17 protein-coding genes are annotated in these 17,073 nt (G+C 64.8%); 8 read left to right on the forward strand and 9 right to left on the reverse strand.

Translation table 11 applies throughout. The features are described 5' to 3' along the window. Positions 1-124: 124 nt before the first annotated feature. Both phbB and E4K65_RS15600 read right to left on the reverse strand, forming a co-directional pair. The gene (phbB, locus tag E4K65_RS15595; RefSeq protein ID WP_130215883.1) at positions 125-850 is read right to left on the reverse strand and encodes an acetoacetyl-CoA reductase; all 726 of its coding nucleotides are present in this window, start codon (positions 848-850) and stop codon (positions 125-127) included. Positions 851-1,099: 249 nt separating this feature from the next. Further along, a complete protein-coding gene (locus E4K65_RS15600) occupies positions 1,100-2,278 on the reverse strand; it encodes an acetyl-CoA C-acetyltransferase (protein WP_135174926.1) in 1,179 nt (392 codons plus the stop codon). Between the two features lie 306 nt (positions 2,279-2,584). Here E4K65_RS15600 and phaR point away from each other — a divergent pair, with 306 nt between their 5' ends. After that, the gene (gene phaR, locus E4K65_RS15605; RefSeq protein WP_135174927.1) at positions 2,585-3,181 is read left to right on the forward strand and encodes a polyhydroxyalkanoate synthesis repressor PhaR; all 597 of its coding nucleotides are present in this window, start codon (positions 2,585-2,587) and stop codon (positions 3,179-3,181) included. 254 nt (positions 3,182-3,435) lie between these two features. On the opposite strand, the gene E4K65_RS15610 is transcribed toward phaR, so the two are convergent. Beyond that, complete coding sequence (locus E4K65_RS15610) at positions 3,436-4,323, reverse strand: branched-chain amino acid aminotransferase (protein ID WP_135174928.1); 888 nt, start codon at positions 4,321-4,323, stop codon at positions 3,436-3,438. A 157-nt stretch (positions 4,324-4,480) separates the two neighbouring features. Here E4K65_RS15610 and E4K65_RS15615 point away from each other — a divergent pair, with 157 nt between their 5' ends. Beyond that, positions 4,481-5,419: an alpha/beta hydrolase gene (locus E4K65_RS15615; protein WP_135174929.1), complete on the forward strand. Its 939-nt coding sequence runs from the start codon at positions 4,481-4,483 to the stop codon at positions 5,417-5,419. A 9-nt stretch (positions 5,420-5,428) separates the two neighbouring features. Here E4K65_RS15615 and E4K65_RS15620 read toward each other — a convergent pair whose 3' ends face one another. Beyond that, the gene (locus tag E4K65_RS15620) at positions 5,429-5,677 is read right to left on the reverse strand and encodes a hypothetical protein (protein WP_135174930.1); all 249 of its coding nucleotides are present in this window, start codon (positions 5,675-5,677) and stop codon (positions 5,429-5,431) included. A 215-nt stretch (positions 5,678-5,892) separates the two neighbouring features. On the opposite strand from E4K65_RS15620, the gene E4K65_RS15625 reads away from it, so the two are divergent. Next, positions 5,893-6,762: a hypothetical protein gene (locus E4K65_RS15625; RefSeq protein WP_167770853.1), complete on the forward strand. Its 870-nt coding sequence runs from the start codon at positions 5,893-5,895 to the stop codon at positions 6,760-6,762. A gap of 151 nt (positions 6,763-6,913) precedes the next feature. Further along, complete coding sequence (locus E4K65_RS15630) at positions 6,914-8,497, forward strand: sensor domain-containing diguanylate cyclase (protein WP_135174931.1); 1,584 nt, start codon at positions 6,914-6,916, stop codon at positions 8,495-8,497. Between the two features lie 16 nt (positions 8,498-8,513). On the opposite strand, the gene E4K65_RS15635 is transcribed toward E4K65_RS15630, so the two are convergent. The 4 genes from E4K65_RS15635 to E4K65_RS15650 form a co-directional block, all read right to left on the reverse strand. Continuing rightward, positions 8,514-9,074, reverse strand: coding sequence for a carboxymuconolactone decarboxylase family protein (locus E4K65_RS15635; RefSeq protein ID WP_028149518.1), 561 nt, complete (start codon positions 9,072-9,074; stop codon positions 8,514-8,516). A 110-nt stretch (positions 9,075-9,184) separates the two neighbouring features. Beyond that, on the reverse strand, positions 9,185-9,772 hold the full coding sequence (locus E4K65_RS15640) for a peroxidase-related enzyme (protein WP_135174932.1): 588 nt from the start codon (positions 9,770-9,772) through the stop codon (positions 9,185-9,187). Further along, positions 9,769-10,260, reverse strand: a complete 492-nt coding sequence (locus tag E4K65_RS15645; protein WP_167770838.1) for a CMD domain-containing protein — start codon at positions 10,258-10,260, stop codon at positions 9,769-9,771. The genes E4K65_RS15640 and E4K65_RS15645 overlap by 4 nt, the downstream gene beginning before the upstream one ends. Beyond that, positions 10,257-11,414, reverse strand: a complete 1,158-nt coding sequence (locus E4K65_RS15650) for a PLP-dependent cysteine synthase family protein (RefSeq protein ID WP_167770854.1) — start codon at positions 11,412-11,414, stop codon at positions 10,257-10,259. The genes E4K65_RS15645 and E4K65_RS15650 overlap by 4 nt, the downstream gene beginning before the upstream one ends. 87 nt (positions 11,415-11,501) lie before the next feature. Here E4K65_RS15650 and E4K65_RS15655 point away from each other — a divergent pair, with 87 nt between their 5' ends. The 3 genes from E4K65_RS15655 to E4K65_RS15665 are packed head-to-tail and all read left to right on the forward strand — an operon-like array spanning position 11,502 to position 15,269. After that, complete coding sequence (locus E4K65_RS15655) at positions 11,502-12,482, forward strand: LysR family transcriptional regulator (RefSeq protein ID WP_135174934.1); 981 nt, start codon at positions 11,502-11,504, stop codon at positions 12,480-12,482. Then, complete coding sequence (locus E4K65_RS15660) at positions 12,479-13,939, forward strand: NAD(P)-binding domain-containing protein (protein ID WP_135174935.1); 1,461 nt, start codon at positions 12,479-12,481, stop codon at positions 13,937-13,939. The genes E4K65_RS15655 and E4K65_RS15660 overlap by 4 nt, the downstream gene beginning before the upstream one ends. Positions 13,940-13,964: 25 nt before the next feature. Continuing rightward, on the forward strand, positions 13,965-15,269 hold the full coding sequence (locus tag E4K65_RS15665) for a citrate-proton symporter (protein ID WP_167770839.1): 1,305 nt from the start codon (positions 13,965-13,967) through the stop codon (positions 15,267-15,269). Positions 15,270-15,275: 6 nt separating this feature from the next. Here the strand turns inward: E4K65_RS15665 and E4K65_RS15670 are convergent, their stop codons facing one another. Beyond that, positions 15,276-15,740: an Lrp/AsnC family transcriptional regulator gene (locus E4K65_RS15670; RefSeq protein WP_135174937.1), complete on the reverse strand. Its 465-nt coding sequence runs from the start codon at positions 15,738-15,740 to the stop codon at positions 15,276-15,278. 163 nt (positions 15,741-15,903) lie between these two features. On the opposite strand from E4K65_RS15670, the gene E4K65_RS15675 reads away from it, so the two are divergent. Then, complete coding sequence (locus tag E4K65_RS15675) at positions 15,904-16,917, forward strand: 1-aminocyclopropane-1-carboxylate deaminase (protein WP_027545292.1); 1,014 nt, start codon at positions 15,904-15,906, stop codon at positions 16,915-16,917. The last annotated feature ends 156 nt before the right edge of the window (positions 16,918-17,073 follow it).

A 17,073-nucleotide genomic window follows, 5' to 3' on the forward strand; every position in this document is an offset into this window, starting at 1 on the left:
TCGACATGGCCGGACTTGTTCCGGCCATCCACGTTCTTTGGGGACCTTGTAAAGACGTGGATGCCCGGGACAAGCCCGGGCATGACGACCGACTAATATCGCCAGAGAACGTGATGCGATCGCATCACACCATGTACTGACCGCCGTTGACCGTCAGCGTCGAGCCGGTGATGGCGCCGGCCTCGTCGGCGGCGAGGAACACGACCGCGCGCGCGATCTCCTCGGGCTCGCCAAGGCGGCCGATCGGGATCAGCGGCAGGATGGACTTTTCCAGCACGTCCTTCGGCACCGCCTGCACCATTTCGGTGTTGATGTAGCCGGGGCAGATCGCGTTCACGGTGACGCCGCCCTTGGCGTTCTCCAGCGCCAAGGCCTTGGTGAAGCCGATCTCGCCGGCCTTCGCGGCGGAATAGTTCACCTGGCCGAACTGGCCCTTCTGGCCGTTGATCGAGGAGATGTTGATGATGCGGCCGAACTTGCGCCCGCGCATGCCTTCGATGACCTGGCGCGACATGTTGAACAGCGAGCCGAGATTGGTGCCGATCACGGCGTTCCATTGCTCGAGGCTCATCTTGTGGAAGGCGCCGTCCTTGGTGATGCCGGCATTGTTGACGAGCACGTCGATCGGGCCGACCTCGGCCTCGACCTTCTTCACGCCCTCGGCGCAGGCGTCGAAACTGCTGACGTCCCATTTGTAGACGGCGATGCCGGTCTCGGCCTTGAACTTCTCCGCCGCCGCATCGTTGCCGGCATAGCTCGCCGCGACCTTGTAGCCCGCCGCCTTCAGCGCCTTGCTGATTGCAGCTCCGATGCCCCGCGTACCACCCGTCACCAATGCAACACGTGCCATATCGTATTCCTTCCCTTGGACTCTTCGGACGTTTCTGAGTGATCGTTTTAGACGCGGATTATGCGGGACGTTTGACGGACATCAAGAACAAAACGCCCGGCGTGAGCCGGGCGTTTCTCTTTAGTCGAGGCTAATGCGGTTGCGAAGAATATTTGATTTGCAATCGCCGCCTTTTTAGTCGCGTGCAACGCACTCACTTATGTGTGCAGCGCACGCGCAAGATCCACGTACGCTGCGCGTCAGCTATCTTCAGTCGCGCGCCAGACACATCGCGATACCCATGCCGCCGCCGATGCACAGCGTGGCAAGGCCCTTCTTGGAATCGCGCTTCTGCATCTCGTGCAGCAGCGTCACCAGCACGCGCGCGCCGGAGGCGCCGACCGGGTGGCCGATCGCGATCGCGCCGCCGTTGACGTTGACCTTGGAGGTGTCCCAGCCGAGGTCCTTGTTGACAGCGCAGGCCTGTGCCGCGAAGGCCTCGTTGGCCTCGATCAGGTCGAGGTCGCCGACGTTCCAGCCAGCCTTCTTCAGCGCGGCGCGCGAGGCCGGGATCGGGCCCGAGCCCATGATCTTCGGATCGACGCCGGCCTGAGCCCAGGACACGATGCGCGCGAGCGGCTTCTTGCCTTCCTTGGCAGCCTGCTTCGCGGTCATCAGCACCACGGCGGCAGCGCCGTCATTGATGCCCGAGGCCGAACCCGCAGTGACCGTGCCGTCCTTCTCGAAGGCGGGACGGAGCTTGGCCATCGCATCGAGCGTTGCGCCATGGCGCGGATATTCGTCGGCGCTGACGACCACGTCGCCCTTGCGGGTCTTGATGGTGACGGGGACGATCTCGTCGTTGAACTTGCCGGCCTTCTGCGCGGCCTCGGCCTTCTGCTGCGAGGCGACCGCGAACTCGTCCTGCTGGGCGCGGGTGATCTGCCACTGGCGCGCAACGTTCTCGGCGGTGTTGCCCATGTGGTAGCCGTTGAAGGCATCCCACAGGCCGTCCTTGATCATGGTGTCGACGAACTCGACCGGGCCCATCTTGACGCCGCCGCGCAGGTACTGGGCGTGCGGAGCCATGCTCATGGATTCCTGGCCGCCGGCGACCACGATCTCGGAATCGCCGTTGAGCAGCGCCTGATAGCCGAGCGCAACCGTGCGAAGACCAGAGCCACAGAGCTGGTTGATGCCCCAGGCCGGGCTCTCCACCGGAATGCCGGCGGCGATCGAGGCCTGGCGAGCCGGGTTCTGGCCTTGAGCTGCGGTCAGGATCTGCCCCATGATGACTTCGGAGACCCGGCCGGGCTCGATGCCACCGCGCTCCAGCGCCGCCTTGATGGCGATGGCGCCGAGATCGTGGGCGGGAAGGGTCGCGAACGCTCCGTTGAAGCTTCCGACCGGGGTGCGGGCGGCGCTGACGATGACGACATCGTCTGACATGGGCATCTCCTGGGGTTGAATGGGGGCAGACGGGGCTGGGGAAACGGCTCGCCAGTCTCGGACGGCATCCTGTTAACGTCGTTGAGGCATGTCAATCGGCCGGTGGCCGAATTCATGCCGCAACGCATTCAAAATAGCGTTCTTGGCGCTTTCGCAAGCACGTTTTTGCTGCCCGATTAACCGTGGCGCACAAAACGGTAGCGTGACCCCTTTGAAAATGCTTATTTTGTTGCGTTGCGTACTCTTCCCGCCCTGCGGCATTGGCCCGCCGGGTTCCCGTTCTCAGCGTCTTGCAAGTGAGAGCCCATGGCGAAATCAGACCAACCCACCACCATCAAGAAATACGCGAACCGCCGGCTCTATAACACCGGAACGAGCACCTATGTGACGCTGGAAGACCTCGCCGCCATGGTCAAGGATGGCGAAGATTTCCTGGTCTACGACGCCAAGACCGGCGACGACATCACCCGCTCCGTGCTCGCTCAGATCATCTTCGAACAGGAGAACAAGGCCGGCCAGAACCTGCTGCCGACCACCTTCCTGCGCCAGCTCATCCGCTTCTACGGCGACAGCATGCAGATGGTGGTGCCGAAATATCTGGAACAGTCGATCGCGACGCTGACCCAGGAGCAGGAGAAGTTCCGCAAGCAGATCGCCAACACGCTGTCGGGCACGCCCTTTGCGCCCCTGGAGGAACAGGTCCGCCGCAACATGGAGCTGTTCCAGCAGACGTTCTCGATGTTCAAGCCGTTCGCGCCTGGCGCGGTCCGCCCGGCGGCTGCGCCAGAGCCTGAGCCCGATGCGAACGCCGAGCCGGCCAAGGACAGCAACATCGACGATCTGCGCCAGCAGATGAAGGAAATGCAGGAACGCCTCGAGCGGATGTCGAAGAAGGAAGAGTAGGATTTCTCGGCGCGCCAAAGCGCGCTGCCTACTATTTCTTCCGATGCGGCCACTTGCTCCGCTGTCGTCCCGGCGCAGGCCGGGACCCATACCCCCAGGGAGGAGTTGCGGCGCGACGCAGGTAACCCCGAGTCATCGCCAAACCACATCCTGTGGTTATGGGTCCCGGCCTTCGCCGGGACGACGTTGGGGAGATATTGTGCTTCCGCATCATTATTGCGAGCGCAGCGAGGCAATGACGGGACAGGCGGCCCCTACGCCGCCAGCTTCACCGCATGCGCAAAGTCCCAATAGAGCTTGCGCGCCCTGGTGTAGAGCGGGCCCGGCTCCAGCTCGCGCTCGTCGATGCGAATCACGGGCGCGACCTTGGCGAAATTGCCGGTTGAAAAGATCTCGTCGGCGGCGAGGAAGTCGGCATAGCGCAGCGTCGTCTCGACCACGGTGACGCCGTCGGCGCGAAGCAGGCCGATGACGCGCTGGCGCGTGATGCCGTTGAGGAAGGTGCCGTTCGGCACCGGCGTGAACACCACGCCGTCCTTTGCCATGAACACGTTGGAATTGCCGAACTCGGCTACATTGCCGAGCATGTCGAGCATCAGCGCGTTCTGGAAGCCACGCGCAGCGGCCTCCGCCAGCGCGCGCGAATTGTTGGGATAGAGGCAGGCCGCCTTGGCCTCGACCGGCGCGCATTCTGCCGTCGGCCTGCGGAACGGCGACAGCGTGATGGCGTTGCCGACGGGTTTGGGCATCGGCGCCTCGTAGATGCACAGGCACCAGTTGGTGGTCTCGGGGTCGAACAGCACGCCGCCGCCCGCCCCGTTCTGCGCCCAGTACATCGGACGGACATAAAGCTCGGCATTGTCAGCGAAACGCGCGATGCCTTCGTTTGCGAGCGTGAGCCAGGTGCCGGCATCGACCACCGGCTTCAGGCCGAAGTTGACCGCGGATTGATTGGCTCGGGCGACGTGACGGTCGAGATCGGGTGCGACGCCTTCGAACGCGCGCGCGCCGTCGAACACGACCGAGCCGAGCCAGGCCGCATGCGTGCGCGGGCCCATGATCGGCACATTCCCGTCGTGCCATTTGCCCTCGAAGAAGGTCCAGCTCGGCGAATATTCGATGGGTTTCTTGATCTCGGCCATGACCGGCCTCCCCTGAAACATCCGGGCACTATTATCCCAATTTCTAAATGATTCCCTGCGGGAAATAACCACCCTCCCCTGGAGGGGGAAGGGATCGAAGCGAAATAACATTGAGGGGCAAACCGGATATAATGCCGGCCACGTTACGGAGTCCTCCATGCCGCTCGATCCGCTCGCGAAGCGTTTGTTGACCATGATGGCTGCGGCAGGGCCGCAGGCGCGAAGCCGGCCGAGCGTCGAGGCGCGGCGACAGTCGCTGGCGAAGCTGATGCAGTTTGCGCGCGCTGACGCCCCTGACGTGACCGCCTCGGACGGCACACTGCCCGGCCCCGGCGGAGAGGTTCCCTATCGGCTGTATTCGCACGCAAGCGCCAGCGAGCGCGCGCCGGGCTTCGTGTTCTTTCACGGCGGCGGACTGGTCGCCGGCAGCATCGCCACGCACGACCGCATCGCGGCGGCGCTTGCGCATGCCACCGGCTGCCGCCTGGTCTCGGTCGACTACCGCCTCGCGCCGGAGCACAAATTCCCCGCCGCGGTGGACGACGCGATCGCCGCCACCGAATGGGTCGCGCGTGAAGCGTCGTCCCTCGGCATCGACGCCGAAAGGCTCGTGGTCGGCGGCGATTCCGCCGGCGCTACGCTCGCCGCGATCGTGTGCCAGGAAGCGCTGCAGAACGCCGGCCTTTCCATCGTCGCGCAATGCCTGATCTGCCCGGTGCTGGATTTCGAGGAGACCTCGCCTTCGCGCGAGGCGTTCGCCGAGGGCCATCTGATCGATCGCATCACGATCGAGGCCGATCTCGCCGACTACCTGCCCGGCAGCAACATCGATACCGGCGATCCCCGCATCTCACCGCTGCGCGCGACCCGCCTTGCGGGCCTGCCGACCGCGATCATCCATACCGCCGAGTTCGACCCGATGCGCGACGAAGGCAATGCCTATGCGCGCAAGCTGCTCGCCGCAGGCGTCGCCGTCGAGCACGTCTGCCATGACGGCATGGTCCACAATTTCCACGCCATGGGCGCGATCCTGCCACAGGCACAGCTCGTGCTGTCGCAGATCGGCGAACAGGTGCGGCGGGCGGTGGAGACGTAAAAGCGCGAATCACACGCGCGCGTCGAGCACGGCTCTGGCTGCCACTACATATTCGGGCCAATGCGCATCCGCATAGCGTTCGGCCTGCCGCACGCAGGTGACATTGGGCGCATGGGCGGCCGCAATCGTGCGCGCGAAGCGCTCTTCGGCTACCGTCACGTCGTCGGGCTCGGGCGACGGTAAGGCAGCGGCCACGGCAGTCGGGGCCACGGCGAGTCCCGCCAGACCGGTGAGCAGGATGCGGCGTGACGTATTCATGGCTGTCGTCCTTCAATTGTCCGGCCTGCACTCCGGCCGGCGCGTGTGTCGGTGCGATCACAGCAGAGTAACCGCGTGCATCCGTGCAGTCCATCGCTTGCGGATAGCGCTTGACCCCACGAACGATCACGTTCCATCTAACAACGGTTCCGCCATTAGATCGCCACGCGTCGGATTGTCACGTGCCTCATCACCGCCAATCGAACCTTCAGGCCTTGCGCGCTGCTGCGATGGGACTGTTGTGCCTGACGATGTCGGTGGGCGCTGCCTTTGCCGCTGACGAGAAGGACGAGGCCGCAAAGCCTGATGTCCCGAACCTCTATCTCGATCTTCGAACGACCTATGCGACGATACCCGCTGGCACGCTCGGGATCGGCTTCGGCAACACGTCCTTGTCGGCCGCGTTCCAAGCGCTGGCGGCGCGCAGGGGCACGACGCTGCCGAACGGCCTGCCCGCGGCAAAATCCATTGCCGTCGACCTGCCGCTGACGGTCGATGTCAGTGATCGCGTCTCGCTCTATGGCGGCGTGTCGGGCTCGACGACGGACATCGGCGGCGGCTGGTCGGCATTCGACATCACAAGCTGGAACATCGGCGTACAGGCCGACCTTTATCAGCAGAACGGCGGAAAAATCCCGACCATCACGCTGCAATCGACCCTGACGCAGTCGGTGCCGAACGAGCAGGGCATGACGACTTCGTTCAACAACATCCTGGAATTCGACTACGCGCTCGACGAGGACGAAACGCGGGGTTGGCTTGCCGGCGTGCAATACACCCACACCGATATCGCGAGCCAGCTCGCCAGTATCCGGCCAAACACGATCCTCTATGCCGGCGGTTATTACCAATGGCCGAGCAATTGGAAGTTCACCGGACGGCTCGGCGTGCAGTCGTTCGGCGGCGCGCAGATCGCAGGGCGAACGCTGGCGGAGTCCTTCACCCAACCGATCCTGCGGCTCGACCTCGACCGCATGGACGACAACGACAACCGCCTGTTCGGCATCACTGCGCAGATCGCGTGGATGCCGAAGCCGTCCTACCAGCTGACGCTGCGCACGCCGCTCTACGCCGTGCGAAACTGATCGCAGCCAGGAGCTTTCCGCATCGGCCGCATCGCGCGTCAACCGATCGTTAATCCTCATCCGAAAACATCGATCGCGTTACATCGCCGCAAGGAACCTTGCGCGAAACTGGACCAGCTTTTCGCATCGTATTTCGCTTTGGAGGTTGCGAATGTCCCGCTTGGTTCCGGAACGGACGTTCCTTGCAGGGAAGATCTTTTTCAACTTCGGCCAGTCGTCGATCGATTGCGTCGTGCGCCGGCTGTCCGAGGAGGCTGCGACGCTCGAGATGGAGAGCGGCCTTGGCGTGCCCGAACGGTTCCAGCTCAGGCTCGCGGGGCGTGAGACGCTGACCTGCCGCGTGATCTGGCGATCGGACCGTCAGGCCGGCGTCGCCTTCGAGCAGCCGGGCAGCGTCGAGCGACCAGCCGGTGAGGAGCGGGAACGCTCGTCGGACGCGCTGATGCGCGGCCAGATGCTGGCGCTGCGTGCCGCGCTCGATCATGTGCCGACCGGCATCGTGCTGCTCGACTCCCACCTCAGGGCCCGCCTGATCAACCGATCGTTTCGCCAGATGTGGCGCCTGCCCGACGAGGTTGCCGACAGCAATCCATCCATTCTCACGCTGCTTCATCACGGACGTGACACCGGAGCCTATGAGGTGCCGGACCCGGACCTCGATGCGCTGGTGGCGGAGCGGGTTCGTGTGATCGAGGCGGGCGATCCGACGCCGATCGATCTGCGCCGGACCAACGGCGATGTCGTGCGCGTACAGGTCACGCCGTTGCCCGACGGCGGGCGGATGCTGACCTATACACCCGTCACCGACATTGTGCGCTGCTCCGACGAGCTGAAGCTGCTGCGGGATGCGCTGGAGAATGTTCAGGATGGGGTCCTTCTTCTCGACTCCGACCTGCGCGCGACCTTCATGAACCGGCGTATGCGGCGCTTTTGGGAGGTCAGCGAAGACGAGGCCGCGAGCCGGCCGACCTATTCGTCGCTGGTGCGACGCCTGCATCGCGCCAGCGCGCCCAATCTTCCAACGAACGAGCTCGCGAAGTTTCCGGCGAGACGCGTCGAAGAGGTCAAGGCCGGCGATCATGTGCGCGACCTGCAGACGCCGGACGGCCGGCGCATCCGGGCCCATTGCACCACGATGTCGAATGGCGGCCGCATGCTGACCTATGTCGACATCACCGATCTGACGCAAAAAGCCGCGATGCTGGAGACGCTTGCCACCACCGATCCGCTCACCGGCCTCTACAACCGCCGCCACTTCCTCGACAGCCTCGATGCGGAATGGAGCCGCTTTCAGCGCTATTATCGCTCGGTCTCGGTGCTGATGCTCGATATCGACCACTTCAAGTCGGTCAACGATCGCTACGGCCATGCAGTGGGCGACGCCGCGATCAAGGCGGTTGCGGCCACGTGCCTCGACGGCAAGCGCAAGTCGGACATCGTCGGCCGTCTCGGCGGCGAGGAATTTGCGGTTCTCCTGCCCGAGACCAGCCTGTCCCGTGCAAGGACTGTCGCCGACCGCATCCGCAAGCGCGTGATGAGCGCGCAGATCGTCGCCGACAGGATTCAGTTCGGCGTCACCGTGAGCATCGGGATCGCCGAGGCCACCGTCAGCATGTCAGGCATCGACGCGCTGATGGGCGCGGCCGACCATGCACTCTACCAGGCCAAGGCCGAGGGCCGCAATCGCTGCATCGCCTGGGCGCCCCCGCCGCCTGCAAGCAAGGCGGCGGAGTGATCGAAGGAAGCAGCGGCTATTCCGGCACCGGCACGTCGAAGGTGTTGAGCGTGACCGAGACCATGCAATAGACGCCGACGAGATAAGACAGCTCGGCCGCACCATGCTCGCCGAATTCCTTGACCGCGGCACGCCAGGTCAGTTCCGGCAGCACGCCGCCGCTCACGAGCGCCGATGCGACGTCGTATGCGACCGCCTCCTGCTTGGTGAGATCCACCGGCCGCTGCCCGGCGACGATGGTCGCAAGCTTCTCGTCGGAGAGGCCGCGCTGCTCGGCCACCAGCACATGGGCATAGAGCTCGTAGCCGGAACGGAAATGCGAGCCGGTGACGAGGATCGCGACCTCGCGCACCGGCGCCGGCAGCAGCGGGTTCGACGCGATCGCCTTGACCAGCTCCCACACCGGCTTGCCGAAGCGCGGCTCGCGGATCCAGGGATTCCAGGGCCCGAGCAGCGCGCCGTCGTCTCGCATGTTCACAAAGCCTTTGAAATGGTCCTTGATGCCGGCTCGCATGTCATCATAGAGCGGCTTTTGTTCGTCGGTCAGATCCTTCGGATCGAGAATGGGAAGGCGCACGGCAGGATCTCCTCGTTGAGACGCCGCGAAGCTCGCCCGCACGCGTGTGCATGGCAAGTGAAGTTGCCGTGACATTCGGTTCGGGGCCGGTCACCGCCCGACGGCGTCGGTTACGGCGCCTCCGAGCGCGCCAGCGGCTCGCCCAGCGTATGCATCAGCCGGTTAGCCCAGCCGAAGATCGCGGCCGACAGCACCAGGTCGAGCTGCTCGAGCTCGCTCAGCCCGGCCTCGCCGAGTGCGCGCGCGTCCTCTGCAGTAGCTTCGATCGGCGTCGTCGAGAGCTTTGTAGCGAAATTGAACAGTGCCTGCTGGCGCGCCTCCAGCGTGGCATCGCGCTCGTCGGCAAAGATCTCCTCGACGACGTTGTTGCGCCCGGAGTAACTGATGAAGCGTGAGGCGTGCACGGCGGCGCAATAGATGCAGCGGTTGACGACCGAGGCACTCAGCGCGCCGAGCTCACGTTCGGCCGGCGACAAGCCGTCCTTGCCATACATGATGAGGTTGAACAGCGGCGAGCGCACCGCGAGCGATTCCGGGTCATGCGCCAGCGTCAGCACGTAAGGCGAGACGCCCTTGTTGGAGGGCGTGACCTTCATCGCCGCGAGCTGCTCTGACGTCGCCGAGGCGAGCTCGACCGGCGTGACATAGGGCGACCAGGTCGGAATCGTGGCGGTGAAGTTGTGGACGACCTCGCTCATCGGGCTTCGACCTCTTTCAGGAGCCTGAGGCCGGCCAGGACCCGCAGCTGGTAGTTCACGAAGGCGGCAAGCTCGGACAGCCGCACGATATCGGCCTCGCTGACGCCGACCGTCTTCAGCGCCGCGATGTCCTGTCGCGTCGCCTCGCGCGGCGACAGCGTCAGCAGGTCGGCATGGCGGGCCATGGCGTCGTGCAGGGAATCGCCACACACGCCGCCGGGCCGTGCAAGGGTGGCCAGGTCGAGATCGCTCGCATGCGCCAGATAGGATTCGTAATGCGCGGTCAGCGCCTCGTCGCCGACGTGCCGGCACATCCGCGCCGCGAGCGCTGCCCGCAGGCCGTGGCTCAGGCCGCCGGGTTCGCGCGGCAGCAGCACCGCGTCATGGGCGGCTTCGCTGAGGCGCAAAATCTCGGCGCGGGCGTTCAGAGCCTGGCCGAGCCGTGACGCCGCGCGCACGCCGGCAATGGTTTCGATCAGCGTGGTCAAGCAACACTCCGCGGGCTCTGTGGATTGACAACATCCTCGACGGCAAGCGTCAGCGGCTGCGCCGTATCCAGAAACGACGCCAGGGCAGTCTCGAACGGCGTTGGATCGAGGCCGCGTGCTTTCAGCCATGCGGGGTCATAATAGGTCTGCCGATAGCGCTCGCCGGAATCGCAGATCAGCGTGACCAGCGATCCGGTTTGGCCGGCGCTACGCATCTCCGAAGCAATGCGGCACAGCGCCAGGAAATTGGTGCCGGTGGAACCGCCGACGGATCGGCGCAGCCGGCGCGACAGTACGTTCATCGCCGCAATCGTTGCTACGTCCGGGATCTTCATCATGCGGTCGACAACGCCAGGCACGAAGGACGGTTCGCAGCGCGGCCTGCCGACGCCCTCGATCAGCGAGGGCCGCTCGCAAACGTGGGAGCGGTCCTGCGAACGGAAGCAGTCGAAGAAGGCGGAATGCTCGACATCGGCGACGCAGAGCCGCGTAGGATATTGGCGATAGCGCAAATACCGTCCGATGGTGGCCGAGGTGCCGCCGGTGCCGGCGCCCATCACGATCCAGTCCGGCAGCGGACGCGGCTCGCCCTGCAATTGCGTGAAGATCGATTCGGCAATGTTGTTGTTGCCGCGCCAGTCGGTGGCGCGCTCGGCGAAGGTGAACTGGTCCATGTAGTGGCCGTTCAGGCGGGTGGCGAGCGCGGCAGCCTCGGCATAGAGCGCGCGGCCGTCGTCGATCAGATGGCAGTTGCCGCCATAATGCTCGATCGCAGCGATCTTCTCCGCCGAGGTCGTGCGCGGCATCACGGCGTAGAAGGGCACGCCGATCATCTGCGCGAAATAGGCTTCCGACACCGCGGTCGACCCCGACGATGCCTCGACGACGGGCGTGGCTTCGCGGATGTGGCCATTGCAGAGCGCGTAGAGGAACAGCGAGCGCGCCAGCCGATGCTTCAGGCTGCCGGTCGGATGCGTGGACTCGTCCTTCAGATAGATATCGATGCCGGCAAGCGCGGGCACGATCAGCCGGATCAGATGCGTGTCGGCCGTGCGGCATTGGTCGGCCTCGATCGCAGCTACAGCCTCGTCAACCCAGCCGCGCCGGAAGGCCGGACCGGCCGGATTGTGGTGGCGAAAGGGGGTTGGCTCCATCGGCATGACAAGAATCCTCTCATAATACTTCTTGCACATCAAGAATTATTGATCATTCTATATCCACATAATGCAAGCGACATGACCATGAACCAGGACGTTATCGACATCCGCCTTCTCGAGGCCTTCGCCGCCGTGATGTCGGCCGGCAGCATCACCGGCGCGGCGCGGCTGCTCGGCCGATCGCAGCCGGTCGTGACGCGTCAGATCCAGGATCTCGAAGCTGACGTCGGCTATCTTCTGTTCACCCGGAACGGCCCGCGCATCAGCCCGACGCCAAAGGGCTTGCTGTTTCATGCCGAGGTCGAGCGGCTGCTGATGGGCTTGAAGCACATCCGCCAGCGCGCCAACGCGATCGGTGCAGGTGCGCTTCCCGTGCTCAGCCTGGCAGCGATCCCGGCGCTGGCGGCCGGCTTCGTCCCGGCCGCGCTCGCAGCGCTCGAACGCGAGTTGCTGCCAAGCCAGGTCCACGTGCAGGCGCTCTCGGCCGAGAACGTCGTGCAATCGGTGCTGTCGCAGTCGGTCGATTTCGGCCTTGCGAGCCTGCCGATCCAGCATCCCGGGCTCGACGTGCAGTGGGTCTGCGAGGTGCCCTGCGTCGCGTGCCTCGCGATGGATCATCCGCTGGCGAAAAAGAAGGTCATTCGCCTGAAGGATCTTGCTGGCGTCCGGCTGCTGACGATGGCTAACCCCTACCGGCTTCGCCGCCGGGTGGAGGAGGCGCTGGAGCGTGAGGGTGTCGTGCCCGCTGAGGTCATCGACACCAACGCTTCGCTGACGGCGATTGCCATGGCCAAGCAGTCGCTCGGCATCGCCGTGGTCGAGCCGGTGCTGACCTCCAGCCTGCCGGTGGAGGGCGTCGTCACCCGGCCCCTGGACGTGTCCATTCCCTTCCTGTTCGCCGCGATTGCGCCGACCGGGCGCGAGCTGACGCCGACGGTCGCCGCGCTCAACGACGCACTGCGCGCTGCGGTCGCGCTGATGCCTGGCGCAAGGCTGCATAGCGGCGCCGCCGCGCTGGCCGAGGCCAGCGATGAAACCAGTGAATTCGAGAAAGCTCCCTCATGACGACGATGACACCTGACGCGGCGGGCCTCGCGGCGCTTGAAGCGCGCCTGAAGCAGGATCTGGCCTGGCTCGAACTGCCGGCCAAGTCGTGGGTGCCGCGCCGCGTCGTCGATGGCGAGAGCGTCGTCGACGTCGTCATCGTCGGCGCAGGCATGGCCGGCCTCGTCGCCTCCGCCATGCTCAGGCGTCTCGGCGTCGACAACCAGCTCGTGCTCGATCGCGCGCGCGCCGGTGAGGAAGGTCCCTGGGTCACGTTCGCCCGGATGCGGACGCTGCGCTCGCCCAAGGAATTGACCGGCCCCGCGATGGGCATGCCGGCGCTGACCTTCCGCGCCTTCTACGAGGCGCAATATGGCAGGCAGGCCTGGCAGGCGCTTCACCGCGCGCCGCGCACGATGTGGATGGATTACCTGATCTGGTACCGCAAGGTGCTGGGCCTGCCGGTCCGCAACGGGGTTTCGGTCGAGCGAATACAGGCGCGCTCCGATGAATTGTTCACACTCGAAATCAGCGAAGGCGGCACGTCGCGGCAAATTCTCGCGCGCCACGTCGTGCTGGCGACGGGGCGCGACGGCCTCGGCGGTGCTTACGTGCCGTCGCTGTGCGACGGCATCGACCGACGTTTCTGGGCGCATTCGTCCGCCCCCATCGACTTCGAGAGACTTCGCGACAGGCGTGTTGCCGTCGTCGGCGCGGGCGCATCCGCGATGGACAACGCAGCGATGGCGCTGGAAGCGGGCGCAGCGCGGCTCGACCTCTTCATTCGGCGCGCGGACATCCCGCGCGTCAACAAGTTCACCGGCATCGGCAGCCAGGGCGTCGTCCACGGCTTTGCCGGCCTGTCGGATGACTGGAAATGGCGTTTCCTCGATCACACGCTGAAGGCGCAGACGCCGCCGCCGCGTCAAAGCGTGCTGCGCGTCTCCGCCTATCCGCAGGCGCATTTCCATCTCGCAAGCCCGATCGATGATCTCGTCGTCGCGGGAGACCATCTCATAGTGACGACGCCGAAGGGCCGCTATGCGACCGATTTCATCATCTTCGGCACGGGCTTCAAGGTCGACCTCGCGTTGCGCGACGAGCTTGCCGAGTTCGCGCCGCATATCCGCTTCTGGTGCGACCGCTTCCCGGCACCTGACGGCATGGACAATGCCGAGCTGGAGAACTCGCCAGACCTCGGCGACAGCTTCCAGTTCCTGGAGAAAGAGCCCGGCGCCTGCCCGATGTTGGCGCGGCTGCATTGCTTCAACTATCCGGCGACGCTGAGCCACGGAAAGCTCTCCGGCGATATCCCCGCGATCAGCGAGGGCGCCGACCGGCTCGCGCGCGGCATCGTCCGTCGCCTGTTCGTCGAGGATCGCGAGATTCATTTCGCCAACCTCAAGGCCTTCGCCACGCCGGAACTCGCCGGCGACGAATGGCAGGATGCCGACGTCACCCATCAACCCGCCGAATAGGCGCAACCGGACAGGCAAGCGAGAGATGCAGACGAACAGGAAAGCCATCGCGGCCGCGATCGCCGGCAACGCGCTGGAGTGGTACGACTTCACGGTGTTCGCGCTGATGACACCGATCATCAAGAACCTGTTCTTCCCGGTCGACCCGAAAATTCCGGGCAGTGAGATCAACGCGCTGCTGCTGACCACCGCGCTGTTCGGCACCGGCTTCTTCATGCGGCCGATCGGCGGCCTCGTGCTCGGCTATTTCGGCGATCGCAAGGGGCGGAAGGCGGCGATGACGCTCGGCATGGGCATCATGGCCGTGTCGGTCGCGCTGTTGGCGTTGACGCCGACCTACGCCACGGCCGGCATTGCGGCGCCGCTGATCGTGCTGTTGGCGCGGCTGTTGCAGGGCTTTTCGGTCGGCGGCGAGTTCGGCACCTCGACCGCCTATCTGATCGAAGCGGCGCCTCCCGGCCGCACCGGCTTCTATGGCTCGTGGCAGATCGCCGGCCAGCTCATGGCCAACGTGCTCGGCGCAGTGCTGGGCGCCGTCCTGACGCTGGCGTTCACGCAGGAGCAGCTTGCCGCCGGCGCCTGGCGCATTCCCTTCTTCGTCGGCCTCGTGATCGTTCCGATCCTGCTCTATATGCGCGCCAGCGTCATCGAGCCCGAAGCTTCCCGGCGCAGCATGGCGACGGTGCACAAGGACAATTTCATCGCCGCGCTCAAGAATCCCGGCCGCAATTTCCTGATCGGCATGGGCATGGTGGTGGCGAGCGCCGTGTCGTTCTACGTCACCTTCGGCTACACCGTGACCTATGCCAAGGAGGTGCTGAAGCTGCCGCTGATGCAGAGCTTCCTGGTGCAGATGATCGCGGCAATCGTGATGGTGATCGTCGTGCCGATCGCGGGCGCCGTCTCCGACCGCTATCCGCGCAAGCCGCTGTTGCTGGTCTCGTTGATCGGCTATTTCGTCTCGCTCTACCCGCTCTATGCCTGGGTGATCTCCGAGCCGTCGATCGCAAGGCTGCTGGTCGCCCAGGTCGTCATCGGCTTCTTCAGCGCCTTCTTCCTCGGCGTCTACTGCACCACGCTGGTCGAGCTGTTCCCGATCCGCATTCGCTCGACCGCGCTCGCGATCGTCAACAACGTCGCGGTGCTGGTGTTCGGCGGCTTTGCCCAGTTCTTCGTGACCTGGCTGATCGCGCTCACCGGCTCCCCGCTGGCGCCTATCTTCTATGTCATGATCGGCGTCGGCCTCGGGCTGATCGCGGTGATCGCGATGCGGCCGGAGGACGCCGAGCGGGAGCAGGTCGCGGACGGCGTCGTCGAACCGGCATCGTGAAGCCGCTCAAAACTCCAGCGGTGCGTTGTCGACGACTTCCTTCATCACGAAGAAGGTGCGGGTCTGGCGCACGCCGGGCAGCGCGATGAGCTGCTCGCCATGGATGCGGTTGAAGTCCTCCATGTCGCCGACGCGGATCTTGAGGAAATAGTCGAAGTCGCCGGCGACGAGGTGGCAGTCGAGCACGAATTTCAGCTTTGCGATCGCCTGCTCGAAGATGGCAAAGCTTTCCGGCGTCGAGCGGTCCAGCACGACGCCGACCATGACCAGGGTCCCCTTTGCCACCTTCTTCGGGGCAACCATGGCCCGGACGGCGGCGATGAAGCCGTCCTCGAACAGGCGCTGGGTGCGGCGATGGCAGGTCGCGGGGCTGATCGCGACGGTTTCGGCCAGCTCGGCATTGCTGAGCCGGCCGTTATTTTGAAGCAATCTCAATATCTTAAGGTCTACGCGGTCTAACCGGGACGACATGGAAGGAACTTCCGATATATGATCGATTTCTGAAAGAAATATTAGCTAACCTGCCATTCTTCGCAAGATAACATGCAATACGGGCGCAGCATTCGAGAGCACATTCCTTATCACCTATGCTAGTCGCTGCGGCCAGCTCAACACCAATCGGGATGACCTGACCGTGCTGGAAAAATTCGCGCGCTATCCGCTGACCTTCGGCCCGACGCCCATCGAGAAGCTGGAGCGGCTGTCGAAGCATCTCGGCGGCAATGTCGAGATCTATGCCAAGCGCGAGGACTGCAATTCCGGTCTCGCCTATGGCGGCAACAAGCTGCGCAAGCTCGAATACATCATCCCGGATGCGATCGCCTCCAACGCCGACACGCTGGTCTCGATCGGCGGCGTGCAGTCCAACCACACCCGCATGATCGCCGCCGTCGCCGCCAAGATCGGCATGAAGTGCCGCCTGGTGCAGGAAGCCTGGGTGCCGCACGAGGACGCCGTCTATGACCGTGTCGGCAACATCATGCTCTCGCGCATCATGGGCGCCGACGTGCGCCTGGTCGACGACGGCTTCGACATCGGCATCCGCAAGAGCTGGGAGCAGGCGATCGAGGAGGTGAAGGCCGCGGGCGGCAAGCCTTACGCGATTCCCGCCGGCGCCTCCGTGCACAAATTTGGCGGGCTCGGCTATGTCGGCTTCGCCGAGGAAGTGCGCAAGCAGGAAGCCGAGCTCGGCTTCAAGTTCGACTACATCGTGGTCTGCACCGTCACCGGCTCGACCCATGCCGGCATGCTGGTCGGCTTCGCCGCCGACGGCCGCGCGCGAAAGGTGATCGGCATCGACGGGTCGTTCACCCCGGCGCAGACCAAGGCGCAAGTGCTTTCGATCGCGCAGAACACGGCCAAGCTCGTCGAGCTCGGCAAGGACATCGTTGCAGACGATGTCGTGCTGATCGAGGACTACGCCTATCCAGCCTATGGCGTGCCGTCGGAAGAGACCAAGGAAGCGATCCGCCTCACCGCGCGTCTCGAAGCCATGATCACCGACCCCGTCTACGAGGGCAAGTCGATGCAGGGTCTGATCGACCTGACGCAGAAGGGCTATTTCGAGAAGGGCGCGAAGGTCCTCTACGCCCATCTCGGCGGCGCCCCGGCGCTCAACGGCTACGGGTATGCGTTCCGGAATGGCTGAGGTTGCCCGCCTCGCGCCTCATTTACCGCTGTCGTCCCGGCGAAGGCCGGGACCCATACCCCCAGGGAGCAGTTTGGCGAAGAACGTCGTCGCGCGTGCCCCAAGACAAATCACGCGGTATGGATCCCGGATCGGCGCTCCGCTACTGGACAGCGC

This window comes from Bradyrhizobium niftali, assembly GCF_004571025.1.
In the GTDB taxonomy this organism is placed as follows: Bacteria; Pseudomonadota; Alphaproteobacteria; order Rhizobiales; family Xanthobacteraceae; genus Bradyrhizobium; species Bradyrhizobium niftali.